At 29.5% G+C, this 20045-nt stretch carries 14 protein-coding genes and 3 pseudogenes; 16 read left to right on the forward strand and 1 reads right to left on the reverse strand.

Going from position 1 to position 20045, the window contains the following annotated elements:
* Positions 1–8: 8 nt before the first annotated feature.
* From JJC05_RS12405 to JJC05_RS12475, 16 genes and pseudogenes are all read left to right on the forward strand, one after another.
* A pseudogene (locus tag JJC05_RS12405) lies at positions 9–1965 on the forward strand (OmpA family protein).
* A 142-nt stretch (positions 1966–2107) separates the two neighbouring features.
* A complete protein-coding gene (locus JJC05_RS12410) occupies positions 2108–3841 on the forward strand; it encodes a peptidylprolyl isomerase (protein ID WP_258928899.1) in 1734 nt (577 codons plus the stop codon).
* Between the two features lie 53 nt (positions 3842–3894).
* Positions 3895–4062, forward strand: a complete 168-nt coding sequence (locus tag JJC05_RS17505) for a hypothetical protein (RefSeq protein WP_258928901.1) — start codon at positions 3895–3897, stop codon at positions 4060–4062.
* 20 nt (positions 4063–4082) lie between these two features.
* A pseudogene (locus JJC05_RS18915) lies at positions 4083–5434 on the forward strand (peptidylprolyl isomerase).
* A 103-nt stretch (positions 5435–5537) separates the two neighbouring features.
* On the forward strand, positions 5538–7178 hold the full coding sequence (locus tag JJC05_RS12420; RefSeq protein WP_235877507.1) for an SWIM zinc finger family protein: 1641 nt from the start codon (positions 5538–5540) through the stop codon (positions 7176–7178).
* 146 nt (positions 7179–7324) lie between these two features.
* Entirely contained in the window at positions 7325–8278 is a 954-nt protein-coding gene (locus JJC05_RS12425) for an AAA family ATPase (protein ID WP_088392671.1), read from the forward strand.
* 1 nt (position 8279) lies between these two features.
* The gene (locus JJC05_RS12430; protein WP_088392675.1) at positions 8280–8963 is read left to right on the forward strand and encodes a carboxylesterase family protein; all 684 of its coding nucleotides are present in this window, start codon (positions 8280–8282) and stop codon (positions 8961–8963) included.
* A 213-nt stretch (positions 8964–9176) separates the two neighbouring features.
* A pseudogene (locus tag JJC05_RS12435) lies at positions 9177–11948 on the forward strand (bifunctional aconitate hydratase 2/2-methylisocitrate dehydratase).
* Between the two features lie 603 nt (positions 11949–12551).
* Positions 12552–13055 carry an endonuclease V gene (locus tag JJC05_RS12440; protein WP_235877508.1) on the forward strand — a complete coding sequence of 168 codons (504 nt, stop codon included), beginning with the start codon at positions 12552–12554 and terminating at the stop codon, positions 13053–13055.
* A gap of 781 nt (positions 13056–13836) precedes the next feature.
* The gene (locus JJC05_RS12445) at positions 13837–14220 is read left to right on the forward strand and encodes an IS110 family transposase (protein WP_235877351.1); all 384 of its coding nucleotides are present in this window, start codon (positions 13837–13839) and stop codon (positions 14218–14220) included.
* Positions 14221–14279: 59 nt separating this feature from the next.
* Positions 14280–15005 carry a transposase gene (locus JJC05_RS12450; RefSeq protein WP_235877510.1) on the forward strand — a complete coding sequence of 242 codons (726 nt, stop codon included), beginning with the start codon at positions 14280–14282 and terminating at the stop codon, positions 15003–15005.
* A 17-nt stretch (positions 15006–15022) separates the two neighbouring features.
* Positions 15023–15160 carry a hypothetical protein gene (locus JJC05_RS12455; protein ID WP_235877300.1) on the forward strand — a complete coding sequence of 46 codons (138 nt, stop codon included), beginning with the start codon at positions 15023–15025 and terminating at the stop codon, positions 15158–15160.
* 481 nt (positions 15161–15641) lie between these two features.
* Entirely contained in the window at positions 15642–16469 is an 828-nt protein-coding gene (locus tag JJC05_RS12460) for a LysM peptidoglycan-binding domain-containing protein (RefSeq protein ID WP_235877512.1), read from the forward strand.
* A gap of 71 nt (positions 16470–16540) precedes the next feature.
* Positions 16541–16972 carry a C40 family peptidase gene (locus JJC05_RS12465; protein WP_235877514.1) on the forward strand — a complete coding sequence of 144 codons (432 nt, stop codon included), beginning with the start codon at positions 16541–16543 and terminating at the stop codon, positions 16970–16972.
* 258 nt (positions 16973–17230) lie between these two features.
* Positions 17231–18367, forward strand: a complete 1137-nt coding sequence (locus JJC05_RS12470; protein ID WP_181142851.1) for a DUF1214 domain-containing protein — start codon at positions 17231–17233, stop codon at positions 18365–18367.
* Positions 18364–19239, forward strand: a complete 876-nt coding sequence (locus tag JJC05_RS12475) for a heparan-alpha-glucosaminide N-acetyltransferase domain-containing protein (RefSeq protein ID WP_235877516.1) — start codon at positions 18364–18366, stop codon at positions 19237–19239. The genes JJC05_RS12470 and JJC05_RS12475 overlap by 4 nt, the downstream gene beginning before the upstream one ends.
* 271 nt (positions 19240–19510) lie before the next feature.
* On the opposite strand, the gene JJC05_RS12480 is transcribed toward JJC05_RS12475, so the two are convergent.
* Positions 19511–20044 carry a GNAT family N-acetyltransferase gene (locus tag JJC05_RS12480; RefSeq protein WP_105195812.1) on the reverse strand — a complete coding sequence of 178 codons (534 nt, stop codon included), beginning with the start codon at positions 20042–20044 and terminating at the stop codon, positions 19511–19513.
* Position 20045: the final 1 nt, after the last annotated feature.

The following is a 20045-nucleotide window of genomic DNA, read 5'->3' on the forward strand; positions in this document are numbered from 1 at the left end:
CTATTATTATGAAAAAAATCATTTTATTTACTGTACTAGGATTGTCTTTGCATGGAGGATATGCACAAGCGAAAAAAATCATAAGAGCCGGTAATCACTATAATGGTTTAGCATACGTCGATGCAATTGATACCTACTTAAAAGTAGCTCAAAAAGGATACAAATCAAAAGAGTTATTTCAACGCTTAGGTGATTCGTATTATTACAATGCTAAATTCGTTGATGCAAATAAGTGGTATACTGAACTGTTTACTTTAGGTGAAACGGTAGATCCTGAGTACTATTATCGCTATTCACAAACGCTTAAATCATTAGAAGATTATAAAAAATCAGATGCGTATATGAATCAGTTTTATCAATTAACATCAAAGGATACCCGAGCGAATATATTTAATAATCAAAAAGATTATAAAAACACTATTGCAAAAAATTCAGGTCGTTTTGAGATAAAACCAGTGAGTATTAACGGTAGTTCTTCGGATTATGGTACAGCATTTTATGGAGATAAAGTTCTTTTTGCCTCAACAAGAGATACTATTGGAGTATTTAAAACAAAAGCAAAATGGACAGGTAAATCATTTACCAATCTGTATGTTGCCGATAAAAATGAAATAGGAGACGACCTTCTTAAAGCTACTCGTTTTTCTAAAGCAATCAATTCAAAGTACCACGAAGATTCTCCTGTTTTTACAAAAGATTTAAAAACAGTTTACTTTACCCGCAATAATTTTAATGAAGGAAAAGTAGGAAGAGATGATAAAAAAATCATCAATTTAAAAATCTATCGAGCTAGTTTAAATTCAAAAGGAGAGTGGGTAAATGTAGTAGAATTACCCTTTAATAGCGATCAATACAGTGTAGCGCATCCTGCCTTATCTCCTGATGAAAAGACATTATATTTTGCCTCCAATATGCCGGGAACATACGGAGAATCTGATTTGTTCAAGGTTGCTATTTTAGGAGAAAACAGCTACGGAACACCTGTTAACTTAGGCAATACCATCAATACAGAATCAAGAGAAACCTTTCCTTTTATTACAGATAAAGGCGTGTTATATTATGCCACTGATGGTCAGCAAGGATTAGGAGGACTAGATATTTATGCTACCCAACTAGACGATAAAGGAATGGTGTCCAATTTAATAAATATAGGATCCCCAGTAAATGGTCCCATGGATGATTTTGCCTTTATCATAGATGAAAAAGGCAAAGGCTTCTTTTCATCCAATCGAGTAGGAGGTAAAGGATTAGATGATATTTATAGCTTCATAGAAAAATCACCATTAAATTTAGAAATTCAACACGAGCTATCAGGAGTCGTTACTAATTCAGAAACCTCAGAAGTAATTCCGAGGAGCAACTGTAACATTATATGATGAAAAATTTAATGAAATAGGAAAAGTTATTGCAGATGAGAAAGGATTTTATGATTTCAAAAAAGTTCCAGCTGGTAAAAAATATTATGTTAGAGCAGAAAAAGAAGATTATGAAACCAAAGAAAAACCAGTAAATATTCCAAATAAAACAGGCAAAACAAATCTACCTATTGATACCGCTAAAAAAGTACGAGAAATAAAAGAAGGCTCTGATTTAGCAAAAATATTTGAAATAAAAATTATTTATTTTGATTTAGATAAATCATTTATACGTTCCGATGCAGCAGTAGAATTAGCTAAGATTTTAGAAGTGATGAAACAATATCCTAGTATGAAAGTAGATGTTAGATCACATACAGATTGTCGTCAAACAGCCTCATATAATGCTAAGTTATCAGACCGTAGAGCCAAAGAAACAGTAGCATGGCTGGTTAAAAATGGCATAGCCAAAGAACGATTAACAGGTCGTGGTTACGGAGAATCACAATTAGTAAATGATTGTGGATGTGAACCAACGAACCAATCTTCTTGTACAGAAGAACAACATCAAGCAAACAGAAGAAGTGAGTTTATTATCGTAAAAATGTAATATAATCAGAACTTAATTAAAAAAGCACCTTGGAAAAGGTGCTTTTTTCGTTAATAATTTTTTGTTAATAGATTTATCTTTACTTGTTTAATGTGTTCTAATTCTTATTTTTGCTTTGCTATTTATAAATAACAATAGAATAATGAATCTGAAAAATTTTTTAACTACAGTATTGTTAACAGTTTCTACTGTAAGTTTTTCACAAAATACAAATAAAGACATATTGTTTACAATTGATGAAAATCCTTATTATACTGATGAATTTTTACGAGTTTATAATAAGAATATTGATCTAGTTAAGGATGAATCACAAAAAGATTTAAATGCTTATTTAGATTTATATGTAGCTTATAAATTAAAAATTAATAAAGCTAATAAACTGAGTTTGCAAAATGGAGAACAATACAAAAATGAATTACGTTCTTATAGAAATCAATTAGCTAAAAATTATACTTCTGATATTAAAGTTACCAAAGCATTAATAAATGAAGCATATACTAGAATTAAGAAAGAAATAAAAGCAGCACATATTTTAATTTTATGTGATGAAAATGCAACTCCTGAAGATACCTTAAAAGCCTATAAACAAATTCAGGATATAAAAAGTAGAGTACAAAAAGGAGAGTCTTTTGAGTCATTAGCTATTCAGTACTCTCAAGATCCTTCGGCTAAAGAAAATAAAGGGAATCTAGGATATTTTTCTGCTTTTCGTATGGTTTATCCTTTTGAATCCGCAGCTTATAATACAAAAAATGGAGAAGTTTCTATGCCTGTGCGTACAAAATTTGGATACCATCTGATAAAAGTACAAGATATAAGAGAAAATAGAGGAGAGGTAACAGTGGCTCATATCATGATCCTAAAATCTCAAAGTAATACAGATCTAGATATTACAAAATCGAGAAATTCAATTTTTGATATTTATGCAAAATTAAAACAAGGAGAAAATTTTGCCACTTTGGCTAATCAATATTCAGAAGATAAAAGTTCTGCTCCTAAAGGAGGTACTTTACCTCGGTTTAGTTCAGGTCAATTAAGTTCCGATGTTTTTGAAAACAAAGCGTTTGAATTAAAAAATACAGGAGATTATTCAGAACCTTTTGAAAGTCAGTTTGGTTGGCATATAGTAAAACTTATAGAAAAGCATCCTGTTAAAAAAATAGAAGAAATGGAACGTGAATTGGATGCTAAAATAAGAAAAGATGATCGTTCTAAAATAATTGTTTCCGCATTAACATCTAAGCTACGTCAAAAATATTCTGTAAAACACAATGAAAAAATGTTAGCAGAAATTAAAAATACAGTAACAGACAGCTATTATACTACAGAATGGAAAATGCCAGAAGATAAAAAACAATTTGATGGCGAATTAGTAAAAATAGTAGATAAATCTATTGCAGGAACCACATTTTTAAATGAATTAAATTCACAGCAAAAAGCAAAATCAAAAATAAAACCAATTGGTAAACTAGTAGATCAGTTATATGCTAATTTTATAGACAATCAGTTGAATATTTATTATAATGAAAATTTAGAAAAGGAATTTCCTGATTTTGCTAATATTGTAGAAGAGTATAGAGATGGTTTATTGTTATTTGATTTAATGGAAAAGGAAATTTGGAATAAGGCTAAACAAGATACAATCGGACTTAAAAAATATTTTCAAGAAAATAAATTAAAATATCAATGGAAGAATAGAGCAGAAGTAATAACCGTATCTTCTACTAATGAAGAATTTGTTAAAAAAGCACAAAAATTATTAAAAGAAAATGCCTCTATTGAACTCTTAAAAGAAAAATTAAATACAAAAGAAGTAATTAATGTCATACCTAAAAAGAAACAATTGAAGAAGGGAATAATGCTAATATCCCTTTAAAAGAAGGTATTTCTAAAATTTATAAAGAAAAAGAGTATTTTTACGTTACCAAAGTGTTAAAAATTTTGCCAGCTAAACAAAAAGAATTGGAAGAAACTAAAGGCAAAGTTATTAGTGATTATCAGCAATATCTTGAAGATAATTGGGTTTCAGAACTCAAAAAAGAATTTAAAGTTAATATAAATAATAATGTTTTTGAAAAGTTAAAAACATCTAAATAAAAAGTAATAAAGCCATAAAAATGAAATTAATTCAAAAAGTAAGTGTTTTTCTAACTTTATTCATTGCCGTTTTTTCGACTACTGCTCAAAAAACAAAAGTTGATGGTGTAGTTGGAGTAGTTGGAGATTATATAATCTTGGATTCAGATATTGATAAAACCTATATAGAACTAAAACAGCAAGGAATTAATACAAAAGAAATTTCTCGTTGTCAAATGTTAGGTAAATTATTAGAAGATAAACTATATGCACATCAAGCAGTTCAAGATAGTATTAATGTAACCGATACAGAAGTAAATCAAAAATTAGAAGAACAATTAGATTACGCCAAACAACAATTAGGCTCAATTGAAAAAGTAGTTGAATACTATAGAAAAAACAGTGAACAAGAATTGAGAACAGAATTATTTGATATTATTAAATCAAATAAATTAACGGCAGAAATGCAAAAGAAAATTGTAGATCGTGTAACAATTACTCCCGAAGAAGTACGAGATTTCTATAAAAAAATTCCCAAAGAAGAATTACCTGTTTTTGGAGCAGAAATGGAATTAGCCCAAATTGTAATAAAACCAGAAATAACTAAAGAATCCAAACAAGCCATTATCGATCAATTAAAAGCGTTAAAAAAGAAGTGCTAGAAAATAGCGCAAGTTTCTTTACTAAAGCCGTTTTATATTCCGAAGATCCGGGATCTAAAAATAATGGAGGTTATTATAAGATGAATCGTAAAACCCAATTTGTAAAAGAGTTTAAAGACGTAGCCTTCAGTTTACAAGAAGGAGAAATTTCAGAACCTTTTGAAACAGAATTCGGTTATCATATTATTCAATTAGAAAAAATAAAAGGACAAGATTTAGAATTACGCCATATCGTCATTGCACCTAAAGCATCTGATAAAGCCATAAAAGAAGCAAAAGAAAAAATAGAAAAAATTAGATCCCGTATTTTAAATAAAGAGTTAACTTTCGCCCAAGCAGCTCGACAGTCTTCTGATGAAAAAGAAACTAAAAATGATGGAGGCGTTTTGATAAACCCCAAAACACAAGATACTCGTTTTGAATTGACTAAAATGGATCCTTCTATTTACGGAGTAGTAGCAAACCTAAAAGACGGAGAAATATCGTATCCTGTAACAGACGAAGATAGAACAGGAGCGAAGTTTTTTAAAATTATGACCGTAACTAATCGTTTTGAAGAGCATACAGCGGATTACGCAAAAGATTATCTGCGTTTAAAAGAATTAGCACTAAAAGAAAAACAATTAAAAGAAATTGGGAAATGGAGTGCAGATAAAATTAAAGAAACTTATATCAAAATTAATGGAGAGTACCGTGATTGTACCTTTACAAATAACTGGTTAAAGAAATAATTTTTTATTTTGATAGAAAAAGAGTTAATTTTATGTCCTTATAGAATTAACTCTTTTTTTGTTATTTATAGTTATAAGAAAGAGTTTCTTATAACTATTATCTATGTCTACTCTTACTGCTTTTTTAAAAGAAAATAATACAAAATTAAAAGAAATAAAGAAACTAACTGTTCGTGATTTAGATCAATTAGAACCTAATTTATTTGTTGCTTATGTAGATCAAAAAGATAAAAGTTACGATGTACAAATAAGACTAAATTCTAAAAAGCAAATAGAAACAACCTCTTGTGATTGCTCAGATGGAGCCATTTGTATACATATGGTAGCATTAGCTGATTTTTTAAAAAATCAAACAAAAACAACTGAAACATCAAAAAAAAGAATCCTTAAAAAACAGTCCGAATCAGATCAATTATTAGAAGCTATTTCAGATCTTGATTTGCGAATTTGGATAGCGGATTTGTTAAATACCAATAAAGAAATAGCCTTTGTTTTTAAAAATAAATTTTCTAAAGAAGAAATTCAAATTTCAGAAGAAAAGCTTACAGCTGTTATTAATGAATCTATAAAATCCATTATAGGAAAAAGAAAAACAGTACAAACTAATGAGGTTAAAAAAATTATAGATACTCTTCAAATAAGTCTAAAGCCTTATACTGATGCTCTTTTACAAAATCAAACCCTAGAAAATCTAAAACATATTAATTATATAGCCAAAGAACTTTGGCAATTTTATGATGACTATTATTTAAATACGACTCGAATAGGAACCTTTATTAATAAAATAAAAGAAACCTTTATTACAAATCTTTTATTACTAAAAGATTTTGACCTATGGTGTGAAAGAGTAGAGGATTTGATAGCCTTTGAAATAACAGATGAAAAACATACCCATTTTTTTTATACAGATAAGATTTATAAATTTTCAAAAACAAACGAGTTAAAACTTGCTTTTTTCTTGAATAAATTGGAAGAAAAAACAAAACCCTTTTTGGAAAAAAAAGAAAATTGGAGCTTAGAAAATTTTCATTTAAAAGCATTTGTTTTACCTATTTATATTGAACAAGGGATGTTTGCTAAATACGTAAAAATCTTTAAACCTGTAAAATTTCAAAACGACTATAACCTCTTACTTATTCAAGCATTAAAAGAACTAGGCGAAAATGAAAAAGTAGAAAAATACGCCTTAGATCAAATTGCCAATAATTATTATTATGAGGAATTTAACATTCCTTATGTAAAAATTTTAGATGAACTATATCGCAAACTAGAGCAAAATGATAAATTGGCCTTATTACTAGCACGACACGGGAAATATATTTTTAGTCTAAATAATTATGAATTAATAAAAAAATATGCTCCTTCAGAAGATTTTAAAAAGTACAGACAAGCTTTGTTGACAAATGCAACTAATGCCATAGTTTCTGGAAATCTAGAAGCATTTGAGTTGTATTATCAATTAAAAAAAGATGAAGGGAAACAAGATTTTCTTTTTGATATTTTAAATAAAACAAATAGTTATACCATTTTTAATCAATACAAAGAAGATGCTTTTAAAATGTCGGAAATGAAATTCTTAAAAGCATTATGCAATATCCGTAATTCATCATTATACGAGAAAAAAGAGGTAAACGAAATTGTTCAATTTATAACAAAAAATTACGATGAAAAACAATTGGAATTTTATCTAAAACAATTCAGAGGTTTTAATGAAGTGCTAAAAGTATTATGGAAAAACTATTAGATGACTAATTAGCTTTGTTTCAAATTTTTTTAAATCAAATAAAAACATTAGTTTTAACCTTTTTAAAAGAAAAAGTTTTCTTATGAAAGAGTTATGATTTTATATGTTTTTCAATTTTAAAATCAAAAAATATAAAATAACATAGAATGTCAGATGTAACAGCTATAGAACGATTAGTTCAAAAACAAAAAGAATTAAAAGCAGAAATTGCCAAAATAATTGTAGGACAAGAAGAAGTAGTCAATCAAATTGTATTAAGCGTTTTTTCTGGTGGGCATGCACTTTTAGTAGGAGTGCCGGGATTGGCAAAAACCCTGATGGTCAATACTATTTCGCAAGCTTTAGGATTGGACTTTAAACGTATTCAGTTTACTCCAGATTTAATGCCATCTGATATTTTAGGAAGCGAAATTTTAGATGAAAATCGCACTTTTAAATTCATAAAAGGACCTGTTTTTTCTAATATCATCTTAGCAGATGAGATAAATCGTACACCGCCAAAAACCCAAGCAGCACTTTTAGAAGCGATGCAAGAAAAATCAGTTACAGTAGCAGGACATCATTATAAACTAGAGCTGCCTTTTTTTGTATTAGCTACTCAAAACCCCATAGAACAAGAAGGAACTTATCCCTTACCAGAAGCACAATTAGATCGTTTCATGTTTGCTATCAAGTTAAACTATCCAACCTTTGCAGAAGAAGTAATGGTGGTTAAAAGTACTACATCAGATTTTAAAGCAAACGTAAAACCATTATTTACACCAAATGAAATTATTGAATTTCAACAGTTAATTCGTAGAATACCTGTTACAGATAATGTGATCGAGTATGCGGTAACTTTAGTTTCCAAGACTCGTCCGGATAATGTTTTAGCACCCGATTTAGTAAAAAACTATATTGATTGGGGAGCTGGGCCACGTGCTTCACAAAATTTAATACTAGCTGCTAAGACGCATGCGGCCTTACAAGGTAAATTTAGCCCTGATATAGAAGATGTACAAGCTGTAGCGATAGGGATTTTACGTCACCGTATTGTTAAAAATTATAAAGCAGATGCCGAAGGGATTACAGAAGAAAGTATTATTCAAAAATTATTCTAATATGAGATGGATTGGAATAATAATAGCGCTGTTTTTCTTATCCTTTCAAGAGAAACCTAAAAAAATTGAGGCTGTTAAAGGGAAAACCTCCTATCCTTTTTGGGTACAAGCACCCCAAGAAGGAGAAAAATTACCTTTATTACTTTTCTTACACGGAAAAAGTCTCTCTGGTACCAATTTGAATCGCGTAAAACGCTACGGCGTCCTTCGTGCTATAGAACGAGGACGTAAGATTGATGCAGTAGTTATGGCACCTCAATTAGCTAAAGGAGCTTGGAATCCAGATAAAGTACTAGAACTTATTCAATATGCAAAAGAAAATTATGCTATAGATGCAACTCGTATTTATGTTTGTGGAATGAGTTTAGGAGGATATGGAACTCTGCATTTTGCAGGGAAATACCCCAATGAATTAACAGCAGCTGTTGCTATATGTGGAGGAGGAAATACAGCAGATAGTTTTAATCTAGCACAACTTCCTTTATGGATCATTCACGGAGCAAAAGACTTTGTAGTACCTTTACGAGAATCTTCAAAAGTATACGAAGCTATAAAAAAATGTATACCCGAAGCAGATGCCACTTTTACAATAGAGCCCAATGGGAATCATGGTAGTGTAGAACGTTATTTTCATAAAGACAGCTTTTATGATTGGTTATTTAAATATATAAAAGCTAAAAAATAATAAAAAACATATTTTTAAAAACAAAACAGGTTCTATTTCGTTAAAATACAACCTGTTTTTTTTTATTTATTTTTAAATATAAAGTGCAGATTTTGATATTTTGGTAAAAAATAATGAACGATTGCGATATTTGTTTGGAAAATTTTTAGACAATCTGAACATTTCGTAAATTTGAACAACAAAAATGATAACCTTATATTTATAGTATTAGATATGGAATTGTATAAAGAATACCTTAAAGAAATTGAAGAACGAAAAGGTCAAGGATTACATCCAAAACCTATTGATAGTGCGGAATTATTAAACGAAATTGTAGCACAGATAAAAGATATGAAAAATCAGGATAGAGAAGATTCTCTAGGTTTTTTTATCTACAATACTTTACCCGAACAACTCCAGCTGCAAAAGTAAAAGCTGATTTCTTAAAAGAAATAATTTTAGGAGAAGAATTAGTACCAGAAATAACACCCACTTTTGCATTTGAATTACTGTCACACATGAAAGGAGGTCCTTCCATAGCCGTATTATTGGATTTGGCATTAGGAAATGATACCGAAATTGCTAAACAAGCTGCAGAAGTATTAAAAACACAAGTATTTTTATACGATGCAGACATGGATCGTTTGAAAATAGCTTTTGAAAAAGGAAATACAGTAGCTGTAGATATATTAGAAAGTTATGCTAAAGCGGAATTCTTTACAAAATTACCAGAAGTAGCCCAAGAAATAAAAGTAGTTACTTTCGTAGCAGGAATGGGTGATATCTCAACGGATTTACTCTCTCCGGGTAACCAAGCGCATTCACGTTCTGATAGAGAATTACACGGTAAATGTATGATTTCTCCTAAAGCACAAGAGGAAATAGAAGCCTTGAAAATACAGCATCCAGATAAAAGTGTAATGTTAGTGGCAGAAAAAGGAACTATGGGAGTAGGATCTTCTCGTATGTCAGGTGTAAACAATGTAGCATTATGGACAGGTAAACAAGCAAGCCCTTATGTACCATTTGTGAACTTTGCCCCAATCGTAGGTGGGACTAACGGAATTTCTCCTATTTTTTTAACTACAGTTGATGTAACAGGAGGTATTGGTGTTGATCTTAAAAATTGGATCAAAAAAACAAATGAAAACGGTGAATTAGTTCGTGATGAAAACGGAGAACCTGTATTAGAGCAAGTCTATTCTGTTGAAACAGGAACCGTTTTAACAATTAATACAAAAACAAAAAAATTATACGACGGAGACCAAGAATTAATTGATTTATCAAAATCATTTACTCCGCAAAAAATGGAATTTATCAAAGCAGGAGGCTCTTATGCCATCGTTTTTGGTAAAAAATTACAAACTTTTGCTGCTAAAACATTAGGAATAACAGCACCCGTAGTTTTTGCTCCTTCAAAAGAAGTTTCTATAGAAGGGCAAGGATTAACAGCTGTAGAAAAAATATTTAATAGAAATGCAGTAGGTAACACACCGGGAAAAATATTACACGCAGGGTCAGATGTTCGTGTAACAGTTAATATAGTAGGATCGCAAGATACTACAGGCTTAATGACTGCTCAAGAACTAGAATCAATGGCTGCAACTGTAATTTCTCCTATTGTTGATGGAGCTTATCAATCAGGTTGTCATACCGCTTCAGTTTGGGATAAAAAAGCACAAACAAACATTCCTAAATTGATGAAATTTATGAATGACTTTGGTTTAATTACAGCACGCGACCCTAAAGGCCTATATCATGCAATGACCGATGTTATTCATAAGGTATTAAATGATATAACAGTAGATGATAGAGCCATTATTATAGGAGGAGATTCACACACACGTATGTCTAAAGGGGTAGCGTTTGGAGCAGATTCTGGCACAGTAGCTTTAGCTTTAGCTACAGGAGAAGCCTCTATGCCAATTCCTGAATCAGTAAAAGTAACTTTTAAAGGAAATATGGCTAATTATATGGATTTTCGTGATGTAGTTCATGCAACACAAGCCCAAATGTTACACCAATTTGGAGGAGAAAATGTTTTCCAAGGTAGAATTATTGAAGTACATATAGGAACTTTAACAGCAGATCAAGCCTTTACATTTACAGATTGGACAGCAGAAATGAAAGCGAAGGCATCTATCTGTATCTCTGAAGATCAAACCTTAATAGAATCATTAGAAATTGCTAAGTCTAGAATCCAAATCATGATTGATAAAGGAATGGATAACAAAAATAAAGTACTACAAGGTTTAATTGATAAAGCAAATCAACGTATTGAAGAAATTCGCTCAGGAAAAGAACCTGCATTAAAACCAGATGCTAATGCTAAATATTACGCTGAAGTAGAGGTTGATTTAGACGTAGTAAATGAACCAATGATTGCTGATCCAGATGTAAACAATAAAGATGTGTCAAAACGTTATACACACGACACTATTCGTCCTTTGTCTTTCTATGGCGGAACCAAAACAGTTGACTTAGGATTTATAGGTTCTTGTATGGTACATAAAGGCGATATGAAAATATTAGCTCAAATGTTAAAAAATGTAGAAGCACAAAAAGGAGAAGTAAAATTTAATGCACCATTAGTAGTAGCACCACCAACATATAATATCGTAGACGAATTAAAAGCAGAAGGCGATTGGGAGGTATTACAAAAATACTCAGGTTTTGAATTTGATGATAACAACCCTAAATCAGTAGCGCGTACAGAATATGAAAATATGTTATATTTAGAGCGTCCGAAGTTGTAATCTATGTATGGGGAATCAAGAAAAAGCATCGAAAGGTGATACCGTAATGGCAACATCTACTCGTTTATTCCAAGGAAGAGTAGTAGAAGATACCGATGCCAAAAAAGGAGAATCTTTACTTTCTTCTACACCAGTAGTGGTATTATCTACAATCTTAGGAAGAACCCCAACAATTGAAGAATATAAACAAGCAGTTCAAGGAATCAATTTGACCAATTTTGCTCCTTCTCATAAACTATTAGTAAAATAATCTATTCTTAGAATTAATCAAAAGGCTGTCTGTAATTTTTTTTAGACAGCCTTTTCTTTTCTTCTTAAACCCAGATTCAACATTAGACTTCGTTTTGAAACAAAATTTTTAAATAAATTCAAGTACTCACGGAAAATTTTAGAAGAAAAAAGAAGGAAACTATTTTGATGATTAAAATTGAAATACGCGTTTGAATCGGAAAAAAATAAAATGAATTTGCTTTGCTAATTCACCTCGAATCTAATGCGAAATTTGGGGTGAATTCAAAGGCACTTTATTTATAATAAATTTTAAAATGTAATTCAGTTTTAATTATGAAAAACCAAGCAAAAAAAGTTGTAATATTTTTGAAAATAGAAGAATAACAATAAAAAGTTATTAGAATTTAGTAATTAAAATTTAGTAATTAAAATTTAGTAATTAAAATTTAGTAATTAAAATTTAGTAATTAAAATTTAGTAATTAAAATTTAGTAATTAAAATTTAGTAATTAAAATTTAGTAATTAAAATTTAGTAATTAAAATTTAGTAATTAAAATTTAGTAATTAAAATTTAGTAATTAAAATTAATTTTATAAGCAATCAACCTAATAAAAAAGAAATATGATACTAGCCATAGATGTATATTATATAAATGAAATAGCTAAAAGTGTAGGAGTTCTTTTTGATTGGAAAGATATACACCCCCAAGAAGTTATTATTGATATAAAAGAAGGCGTTGCAGAGTACGTGCCGAGAGAATTTTACAAACGAGAATTACCATGTATTGAAGCATTGTTAAAAAAAATACCATTAGAAAAAATAAAAATCATTATAATAGACGGTCATATTTATGTAGATGATTCCCTAAAATACGGCTTAGGAGGTTACGTGTGGGAATTGTTAGAAAAGAAAATTCCCATTATAGGAGTAGCTAAAAACGCGTTTCATAGTAACACTTCTACAGTAGTACCCCTATATAGAGGAGAAAGTAAAAAACCCTTATATGTTTCCGCTATTGGGATGGAAATAACAGAAGCTGTTGCTCATTTACAAAATATGCAAGGTGATTTTCGTATTCCATCTATTTTGAAAGAATTAGATACTATTACGAAAAATCAAAATTAGAAAAAAAGATCTTTGATATTTATATAGAAAAAACATCCTTACATAAGAAAAAATAAAATAAATGGATATAGCTAACAAATATTCTTAAGAGTATGACAATCTATTACAAACAGCATTTTCTATTTAAATATACAGAAGAAAACCCTTTGATTAAGATAATTATTTGCTACATATAATCAAAAGCTAGGTTAAAAATAAAGCACAGGTATGATCAGTAAAATAATGAGAAAATAAAATTTTATAGGAAAATGTTGAATAGAAAAGACAAACGGGAATAATATACTATTTAAAAGTTCTTTTTCATTTATTGTTTTAGTGAAAATTAGATTTATTTATGAAGGTACTATTATTGAAAATTGTAATGAACGTCGTTCATTAAATCTAATATTTATGTTATTTCTCCTATTGTATAAATACCAAGATTGCCAACTTCTAAGACAATCTAATTAAGGGCAAAAAAGGCTCTTTTTTAGGTTCAAAATCCTTCTTTATTTGTAATAAATTTCTACCGCATAATTGGGGCTTAAGAAATGATTAGCTGATTTAAACCCAGATTTCAAGAAAGTATTGTTCTTTGACAAATGAGAGCTAACTTGTACTTGCGAGCGAAGCCTATGTATAAAATGGTGAATTTATCCCCTCCCAGATTTTGGCTGAAATTAAAAAGGCTTCCATTTGGAAGCCCTTTGAGACAATCAATGATGAAACACCATGTTATCTCGTATAGAATAATTTAAGCAAAGATATTACATTTCCTCGCATTTTAATAAAAAAATATTTTATGAAAAGTTTCGAAAAAATGCAAATTGTAAATCCCAATGCTGCAGGAATTGATGTTGGGTCACGTTCTCATTTTGTAGCCATAGGACAGGATGAAAATCAAATTAGAGAATTTAATGTTTATCAATCAGGATTATGCGCTTTGGTAGCTTATCTTCAAGAGAACAAGATTCGTAGTGTTGCTTTGGAGTCCACAGGGAGTTATTGGCAATCTTTGTTTATGATCTTGCAGGGAAATGGTTTTGAAGTTCTTTTGGTTCAAGGGACTCAAACAAAAAACCTCAAAGCAAAGACAGATGTGAAAGATGCACAATGGATACAGAAACTTCATTCTTTAGGGCTATTACGAGGTTCTTTTTGCCCTCTGAAAGCACTTTGCAGATAAGAACACTTCATAGACATCGTTCTAGTTTGATTGAACAAAGTTCAAGCTTTGTAAACAAAATGCAAAAAGCATTACGTTTAATGAACTTCAGACTCGACGTTGTGATAAGTGACATCACAGGAGTTTCTGGAATAAGAGTAATTGAGATGATACTATCAGGTGAAACTTCAGGTGAAAAATTAGCTGAATATTGCGACAAACGAGTTAAAAAAAGCAAAGAAGAAATAGCCGACGCTTTGCAAGGTAAAATAAACAATGAATACCTACATGAGCTTTCCGATTGTTATGATATTTACAGACTTATTCAAGATAAAATAAAAAACACCGATACTCGTATTGATCAAGTGCTGAAAAATCAAACCAGAGAAATTGTTTTATCAGAAGATATCGAATTGGTAAAGAAACAGAATAAAGGGAAAAACCAACCCAAATTTGATGTACAGAAATATAGTTTAAAACTTTTTGGAGTAGATCTCTTTGCTATAGAATCAGTTTGCTCAGGAACCGTTACTAGTTTTTTAGCCGAAATAGGCACCGATATATATAAATTCAAGACCTCCAAGCAATTTGTGAATTGGCTCAGGTTAGCTCCAAATAATAAAATTAGTGGAGGTAAGGTTTTGAGTAGCAGAACTCCAAAAGGGAAAAATAAATTTGCATTGACATTAAGAAATGCGGCAAATACAATTGAAAGAAAAAAAGAAGGTTACCTCGTTATGTTCTTTAAAAGGATTTCTTTTAAAAAGGAAGAGGTGCTGCAATTACAGCAACAGCAAGAAAAATAGCAGTTATAATTTGGAATATGATAGTCAAAAAACAACATTATATACCAATAAATACAGACCAATATATTCAAGAAATGAAGAATAAAAAAACGATACAAATTAAAAAAATGATTAAAAAATACGGAATCGAAACTACTTCTTTATCAATTCCTTAAATTAAGTTAGATAGAATTCCGCATTAGACTTCGTTTTGAAACAAAATTTTTCAATAAATTCAAGTGCTCACGGAAAATTTTAGAAGAAGAAATAGTGAACTATTTTGATGATTAAAATTTGAGTACGTGCTTGAATTTGAAGAAAAATAAAATGGAATAGATTTACTTCGTCTATTCGCTACGCTCGGGTCTAATGCGTAATCTGGGTTAAAATAAAATATAGGGTCGCTGGGTTTAATATTTTGAAAATAAGCATGCTTTTTATTTGTAAACCAAAAGACTCTATAAATAAAGTAGTAAAAAGAATAAAATAAATTTTTTAAACAACATTCTGTTAAAACGGAAGAGGTCTTTCAAAGAGGAAATCCGTGTTGTTGGTTTTTAAAAAAGTGTTAAATTTTAGAGGAAGAGCCATTTTTATTGTGTAACTTGCGAAACGAATAAAAAAGGGTAAGACCTTCTATACATTTAAATTTAAATAATGAATTTTCAAAAAAAAATTATATATACTTTTTTATGTCTATCAGTTAGTGTTTTCGGGCAAGAAAAAATCAAACACAAAGTGGTAAGTGGTGAGTCAGTTTATAGTATTGCACAAAAATACAATGTAAAACAAAGTGCAATTATAGAACTAAATCCCAAAGCAAAAAAAACATTACAACTAAATATGCTTTTAGAAATCCCTATTTCTAGAGTTAAGGACAAAGACTCCCAAGTTGAAATAGTAGAACATGAAGTGTTAACCAAAGAAACGTTATACAGTCTTTCAAAAAAGTACAAAACAACTATAGAAAAAATAAAGGAAATTAATCCTAGCATAGAATCGCAAGGCTTAAAAATAGGAGAACATATAAAAATACCAACAGAAAAAGAAAATTGGGCAAATTTAACAGAAGAAAAGCCTAAAAAAAATAAAAAAAGGAAGAAGGAAGAAACCACGATGATGCAAGAACAAGCGGCTGCACCTTCTGAATTAAATAATAATAGGATAGAAGTCATACATGAAGTACAAGTAAAAGAAACAAAATACGGTATTTCAAAAAAATATGGAATGACTATTACCGAATTAGAAACCTTAAATCCTCATATAAAAAATAGTCTAGCAATAGGAGATAAATTGCTCATAAAAACAAAATCAATACCTGAAAATGTTGCGATATCTGTAGAACCAAAATCTCAAAATGCAATAAAAGATGCAGTAACAACTAAAGAAAAAGAAATTCAAAAAGGAGAAAAAGAAGTAGAAGTAGCCAAACAAGTAGAAAAAATAATGCCTACTTCACCTAAAAAGGGCAAATCAAAATTGTAGAAATTAAGCCTCAAATAGAAGAAGAAAATACAGATGAGTTAATTATTGAATCAGAAGCTGTACAACCAGAAATGCCAATTACAGTAGTAGCTCCTTTATCAGAAGAAAACATGTCCAAAGCAGAGTTTTTAATAACTAAAGCATCCGAAAATATAGGGGCGCGTTATCGTAGTGGTTCTACAGGTAATGGAGGGTTTGATTGTTCTGGTTTAATGTTTGCTACATTTAAAAATATAGAAATGACTTTACCTCGCTCATCAAGAGAAATGGCTCAAAGAGCAGGAGTACGTATTGATAGAGATCAAGCACAAAAAGGCGATTTAATCTTTTTTGCTACACGGGGTAGAGGAGTAGGCCATGTAGGAATGGTTACAGACGTTATAGAAGATGAAATTAAATTCATTCATTCGTCAACGAGTCAAGGAGTTATTATATCATCTACTAAAGAACCTTATTACGCTAAGAGATTTGTACAAATTAATCGCGTTTTATTAGATGAATAAGAAAGAAAAATAAAACTTTCAGAATCTACAAATTAATTTCAAAAATATTTTATTATGCTACTTTCATAAAGATAGCACGGTATTTCTTATTATATTATAAAACCATTTTTGAGCCGTATTTTCTTATAAAATCCTCATCATTCAAATCAAATTTATTGATAGAACCATCTAATATTTTTTATTGAAATAGATAAGGAATTATAAAGTTTAAAATTAAATTAGTTAATCATAATTTTTTAAATAAATAAAATGAACTACATGAGAATAATTGTACTATTTTTTATAAGCCTTAATTGTTTAAATGCTCTAAATGCTCAAAATTTAAAGATTGATAATACGCTAACCAAATTAGAAAAATTCGTTAAAAAACACAAAGTAAAATCGGTTAAAAAGGAATCGTTAGTTTTCCTAACAGATGCTCTTTCATTGAGCAAAGATATTTATTTAGAAAATAACGACAATAGTACCCCTAAATTTACAAATTGGATAGGAGAAAATCGTAAAGTAGCAGGTGATAATCCTTCTACAAATTATTATTCAGCATTTATTACAAGTAAAAATAATTATGTAATAAAAGGAAATTTAGGAAAAGCAATTTATATAGGTGTACAAGTATACAAGAAAGAAGAAGGGTATAATTTACTAGCAGAAAGTATTTCCTCAGAAGCAATGGAAATTAATGCTAACGGTGATTACGAAATTAATCTATCCCCAGAGAATATCCAAGGGCAAAAAAATTGGCTAAAAATAAATGATGAAGACTATATAATAATCCTAAGAGAATATTATGCTGATTATACCAAAAGGCTGAAAGATACAAAAATGCCCCCTGTTATAGAAAGACAGCTATCTAATTCATCTAAAGAAATAGTAAATAAAAATACGAACATTAATACGAATAAATCATTTGCTGAATTTTTTACAGGTTTAGTTGAAAATTCAATAGATTTAACAAATTCATTAAGTATAGCTCCTAACAAATCCAAACAAGAAGTAAGATTAAATCCTAAAAATTCTAACGCATTATTTCCTTCAAAAGATATTTTCTATGAAGGTGTTTATGTAAAACTAAAGGAGGATGAAGCACTAGAAATTACAGTTGAAAAACAACCCCTAGCAGATTACTTCTCTTGGACGTTTTATTCCCCTCTTTATACTACTCCAGATTATAACTTATATAAAGTACAATTAGTAAAAGAAGAACTCTTACCAGATTCCAATAATAATTACAAATTTTATGTTACAAGAAAAAAGTTAAATATTGTTAATTCTATTCAAATGGGACAATATGATACAGGTATATTAAGTTTTAGATTTTTAAAAAACAAAAAAGACTATAAAATAGATAGTTTAGATTATGAAATTAAATTAATCAAATTAAAAGACATCAAATGAAAAGATTAAAATTTATTGATTTAGCCAAAGCACTAGCAGCAGTATTTATGGTTTGTGTGCATGTTCTTAATACACATACTTTATCAGCAATAGAAAAAGATACCTATTTCGGAAAAATAATTACCCTATTAGGCGAATCTCCAGCAGCTCCCGTTTTTATGTTTAGTATGGGGCTTTCTTTTTCCTATTCGAGAAATTTTGATTTTATGTCAAGATTAAAAAGAAGTGGGTCTATTTTTTTGAAAGGATATAAACTTAATTTTTTTAGATTATTAATCCCAGCTATTTTTTTTGGAATTGTTTCTCTATTCGTAAAAACAGAAACGGTTGAGGGGATTTCAAAAGAAGGAGACATGGTTCAAACCATATTAAATAACTTTTTAGTTATTGATATACTACAATTTGCAGGATTATCCTATTTAATTATGACTTTATTAAGTAGATATAAAGTGCCTGTAAAATATATAGCAATTCTAATACTGCTTATAGGAAGTTGTTCAACTTATCTATGGGGTATTCAGACAGGTAACCTGTTTATAGATAGAATATTCGATTTATTTTGGGGCGATAAAGGCGATGCTGTATCATTCCCTCTATTTCCATGGTTAGTTTATCCTTTAACAGGATATGTAATGGGACACTATTTCTTGTACAAAGAAGATAAAGAAGTTTTAATAAAAAGTTTTTATTTGGGAGTTGTTCTTTTTATAACGGGAGGAATAATGAGCTATATAAACCCAAAATATCATTTAGGCGATTATTGGCATACCAGAATAGGTGGAATCCTATTATATATCGGATTTGTGCTTATATGGATGAAAGTTTGTGATATTTTAATTCAATATGTTTCTGAAAAAAATATCAACCTATAGCTTTTTAAGTAAAAATTTGACTAATTTTTATGCTGTCCAATGGATTGTAATAGTAGGATTAATCCCTTTTTAGGACAAAAAGAATGTAATTTATATCAGTCTATTTTGCTTATGATTGTAGTTTTTCTTGCTTCCTATTGGATAACTATGATAATGGAAAGAAAGAAAATAAATTTTTAATGCGTAATCAAGGTTAAAACCTACAAAAAAGGCATTTATACTTCATTCTAAAAATGTTGTATAAATGCCATAATTTTATTTGAAAAAATAATTATAGAATATTTTTAAGCCAAATAGATTTTTCAATTACATATTGAAATTTCAAAACGTCAGGTTGATTGTCATAAAATACAGAAAATTCCTTGTTCTTTATACCGCCAATTTTTTCAATTGCTTTTTGAGAACGGATGTTGAGTGCGCCAACCGTAAAATACACTTTATCTAAATATTCAAAAGCATAATCTAGCATTAATTTCTTTATTTGAGAATTATATAGAGATCCCCAATAATCTCTACTCAAAAAAGTATAGCCTATTAATATACTTTTATCCTCTAGGTCAAGATCATAATATCGTGAGCTACCTATTATTATATTTTGTTTTTTATCAATAATCTTAAAAGCTCCCTTTGAATCAATAGCTTCTTCGAAAAATATTTTGAACGCGTCTATTTGGTAACGATCTTTTTTAGGGTGTTGTTCCCAAATTAGAGGATCTGATGCTACATGATATAATGCGCCAAGGTCTTCTTCTTCTAGAGGAACTAATAAAATATTTTCATTTTCTAATTGTGGTTGCAAATTCATT

This window comes from Flavobacterium davisii (assembly GCF_019565505.1).
GTDB lineage: Bacteria > Bacteroidota > Bacteroidia > Flavobacteriales > Flavobacteriaceae > Flavobacterium > Flavobacterium davisii.

Bases quoted from the DNA above. Each gene is read 5' to 3' on its own strand.
- JJC05_RS12410 (WP_258928899.1), top strand. From the start codon at position 2,108: ATGAATCTGAAAAATTTTTTAACTACAGTATTGTTAACAGTTTCTACT.
- JJC05_RS12420 (WP_235877507.1), top strand. From the start codon at position 5,538: ATGTCTACTCTTACTGCTTTTTTAAAAGAAAATAATACAAAATTAAAA.
- JJC05_RS12425 (WP_088392671.1), top strand. From the start codon at position 7,325: ATGTCAGATGTAACAGCTATAGAACGATTAGTTCAAAAACAAAAAGAA.
- JJC05_RS12430 (WP_088392675.1), top strand. From the start codon at position 8,280: ATGAGATGGATTGGAATAATAATAGCGCTGTTTTTCTTATCCTTTCAA.
- JJC05_RS12440 (WP_235877508.1), top strand. From the start codon at position 12,552: ATGATACTAGCCATAGATGTATATTATATAAATGAAATAGCTAAAAGT.
- JJC05_RS12445 (WP_235877351.1), top strand. From the start codon at position 13,837: ATGAAAAGTTTCGAAAAAATGCAAATTGTAAATCCCAATGCTGCAGGA.
- JJC05_RS12450 (WP_235877510.1), top strand. From the start codon at position 14,280: ATGCAAAAAGCATTACGTTTAATGAACTTCAGACTCGACGTTGTGATA.
- JJC05_RS12455 (WP_235877300.1), top strand. From the start codon at position 15,023: ATGATAGTCAAAAAACAACATTATATACCAATAAATACAGACCAATAT.
- JJC05_RS12460 (WP_235877512.1), top strand. From the start codon at position 15,642: ATGAATTTTCAAAAAAAAATTATATATACTTTTTTATGTCTATCAGTT.
- JJC05_RS12465 (WP_235877514.1), top strand. From the start codon at position 16,541: ATGCCAATTACAGTAGTAGCTCCTTTATCAGAAGAAAACATGTCCAAA.
- JJC05_RS12470 (WP_181142851.1), top strand. From the start codon at position 17,231: ATGAGAATAATTGTACTATTTTTTATAAGCCTTAATTGTTTAAATGCT.
- JJC05_RS12475 (WP_235877516.1), top strand. From the start codon at position 18,364: ATGAAAAGATTAAAATTTATTGATTTAGCCAAAGCACTAGCAGCAGTA.
- JJC05_RS12480 (WP_105195812.1), bottom strand. From the start codon at position 20,044: ATGAATTTGCAACCACAATTAGAAAATGAAAATATTTTATTAGTTCCT.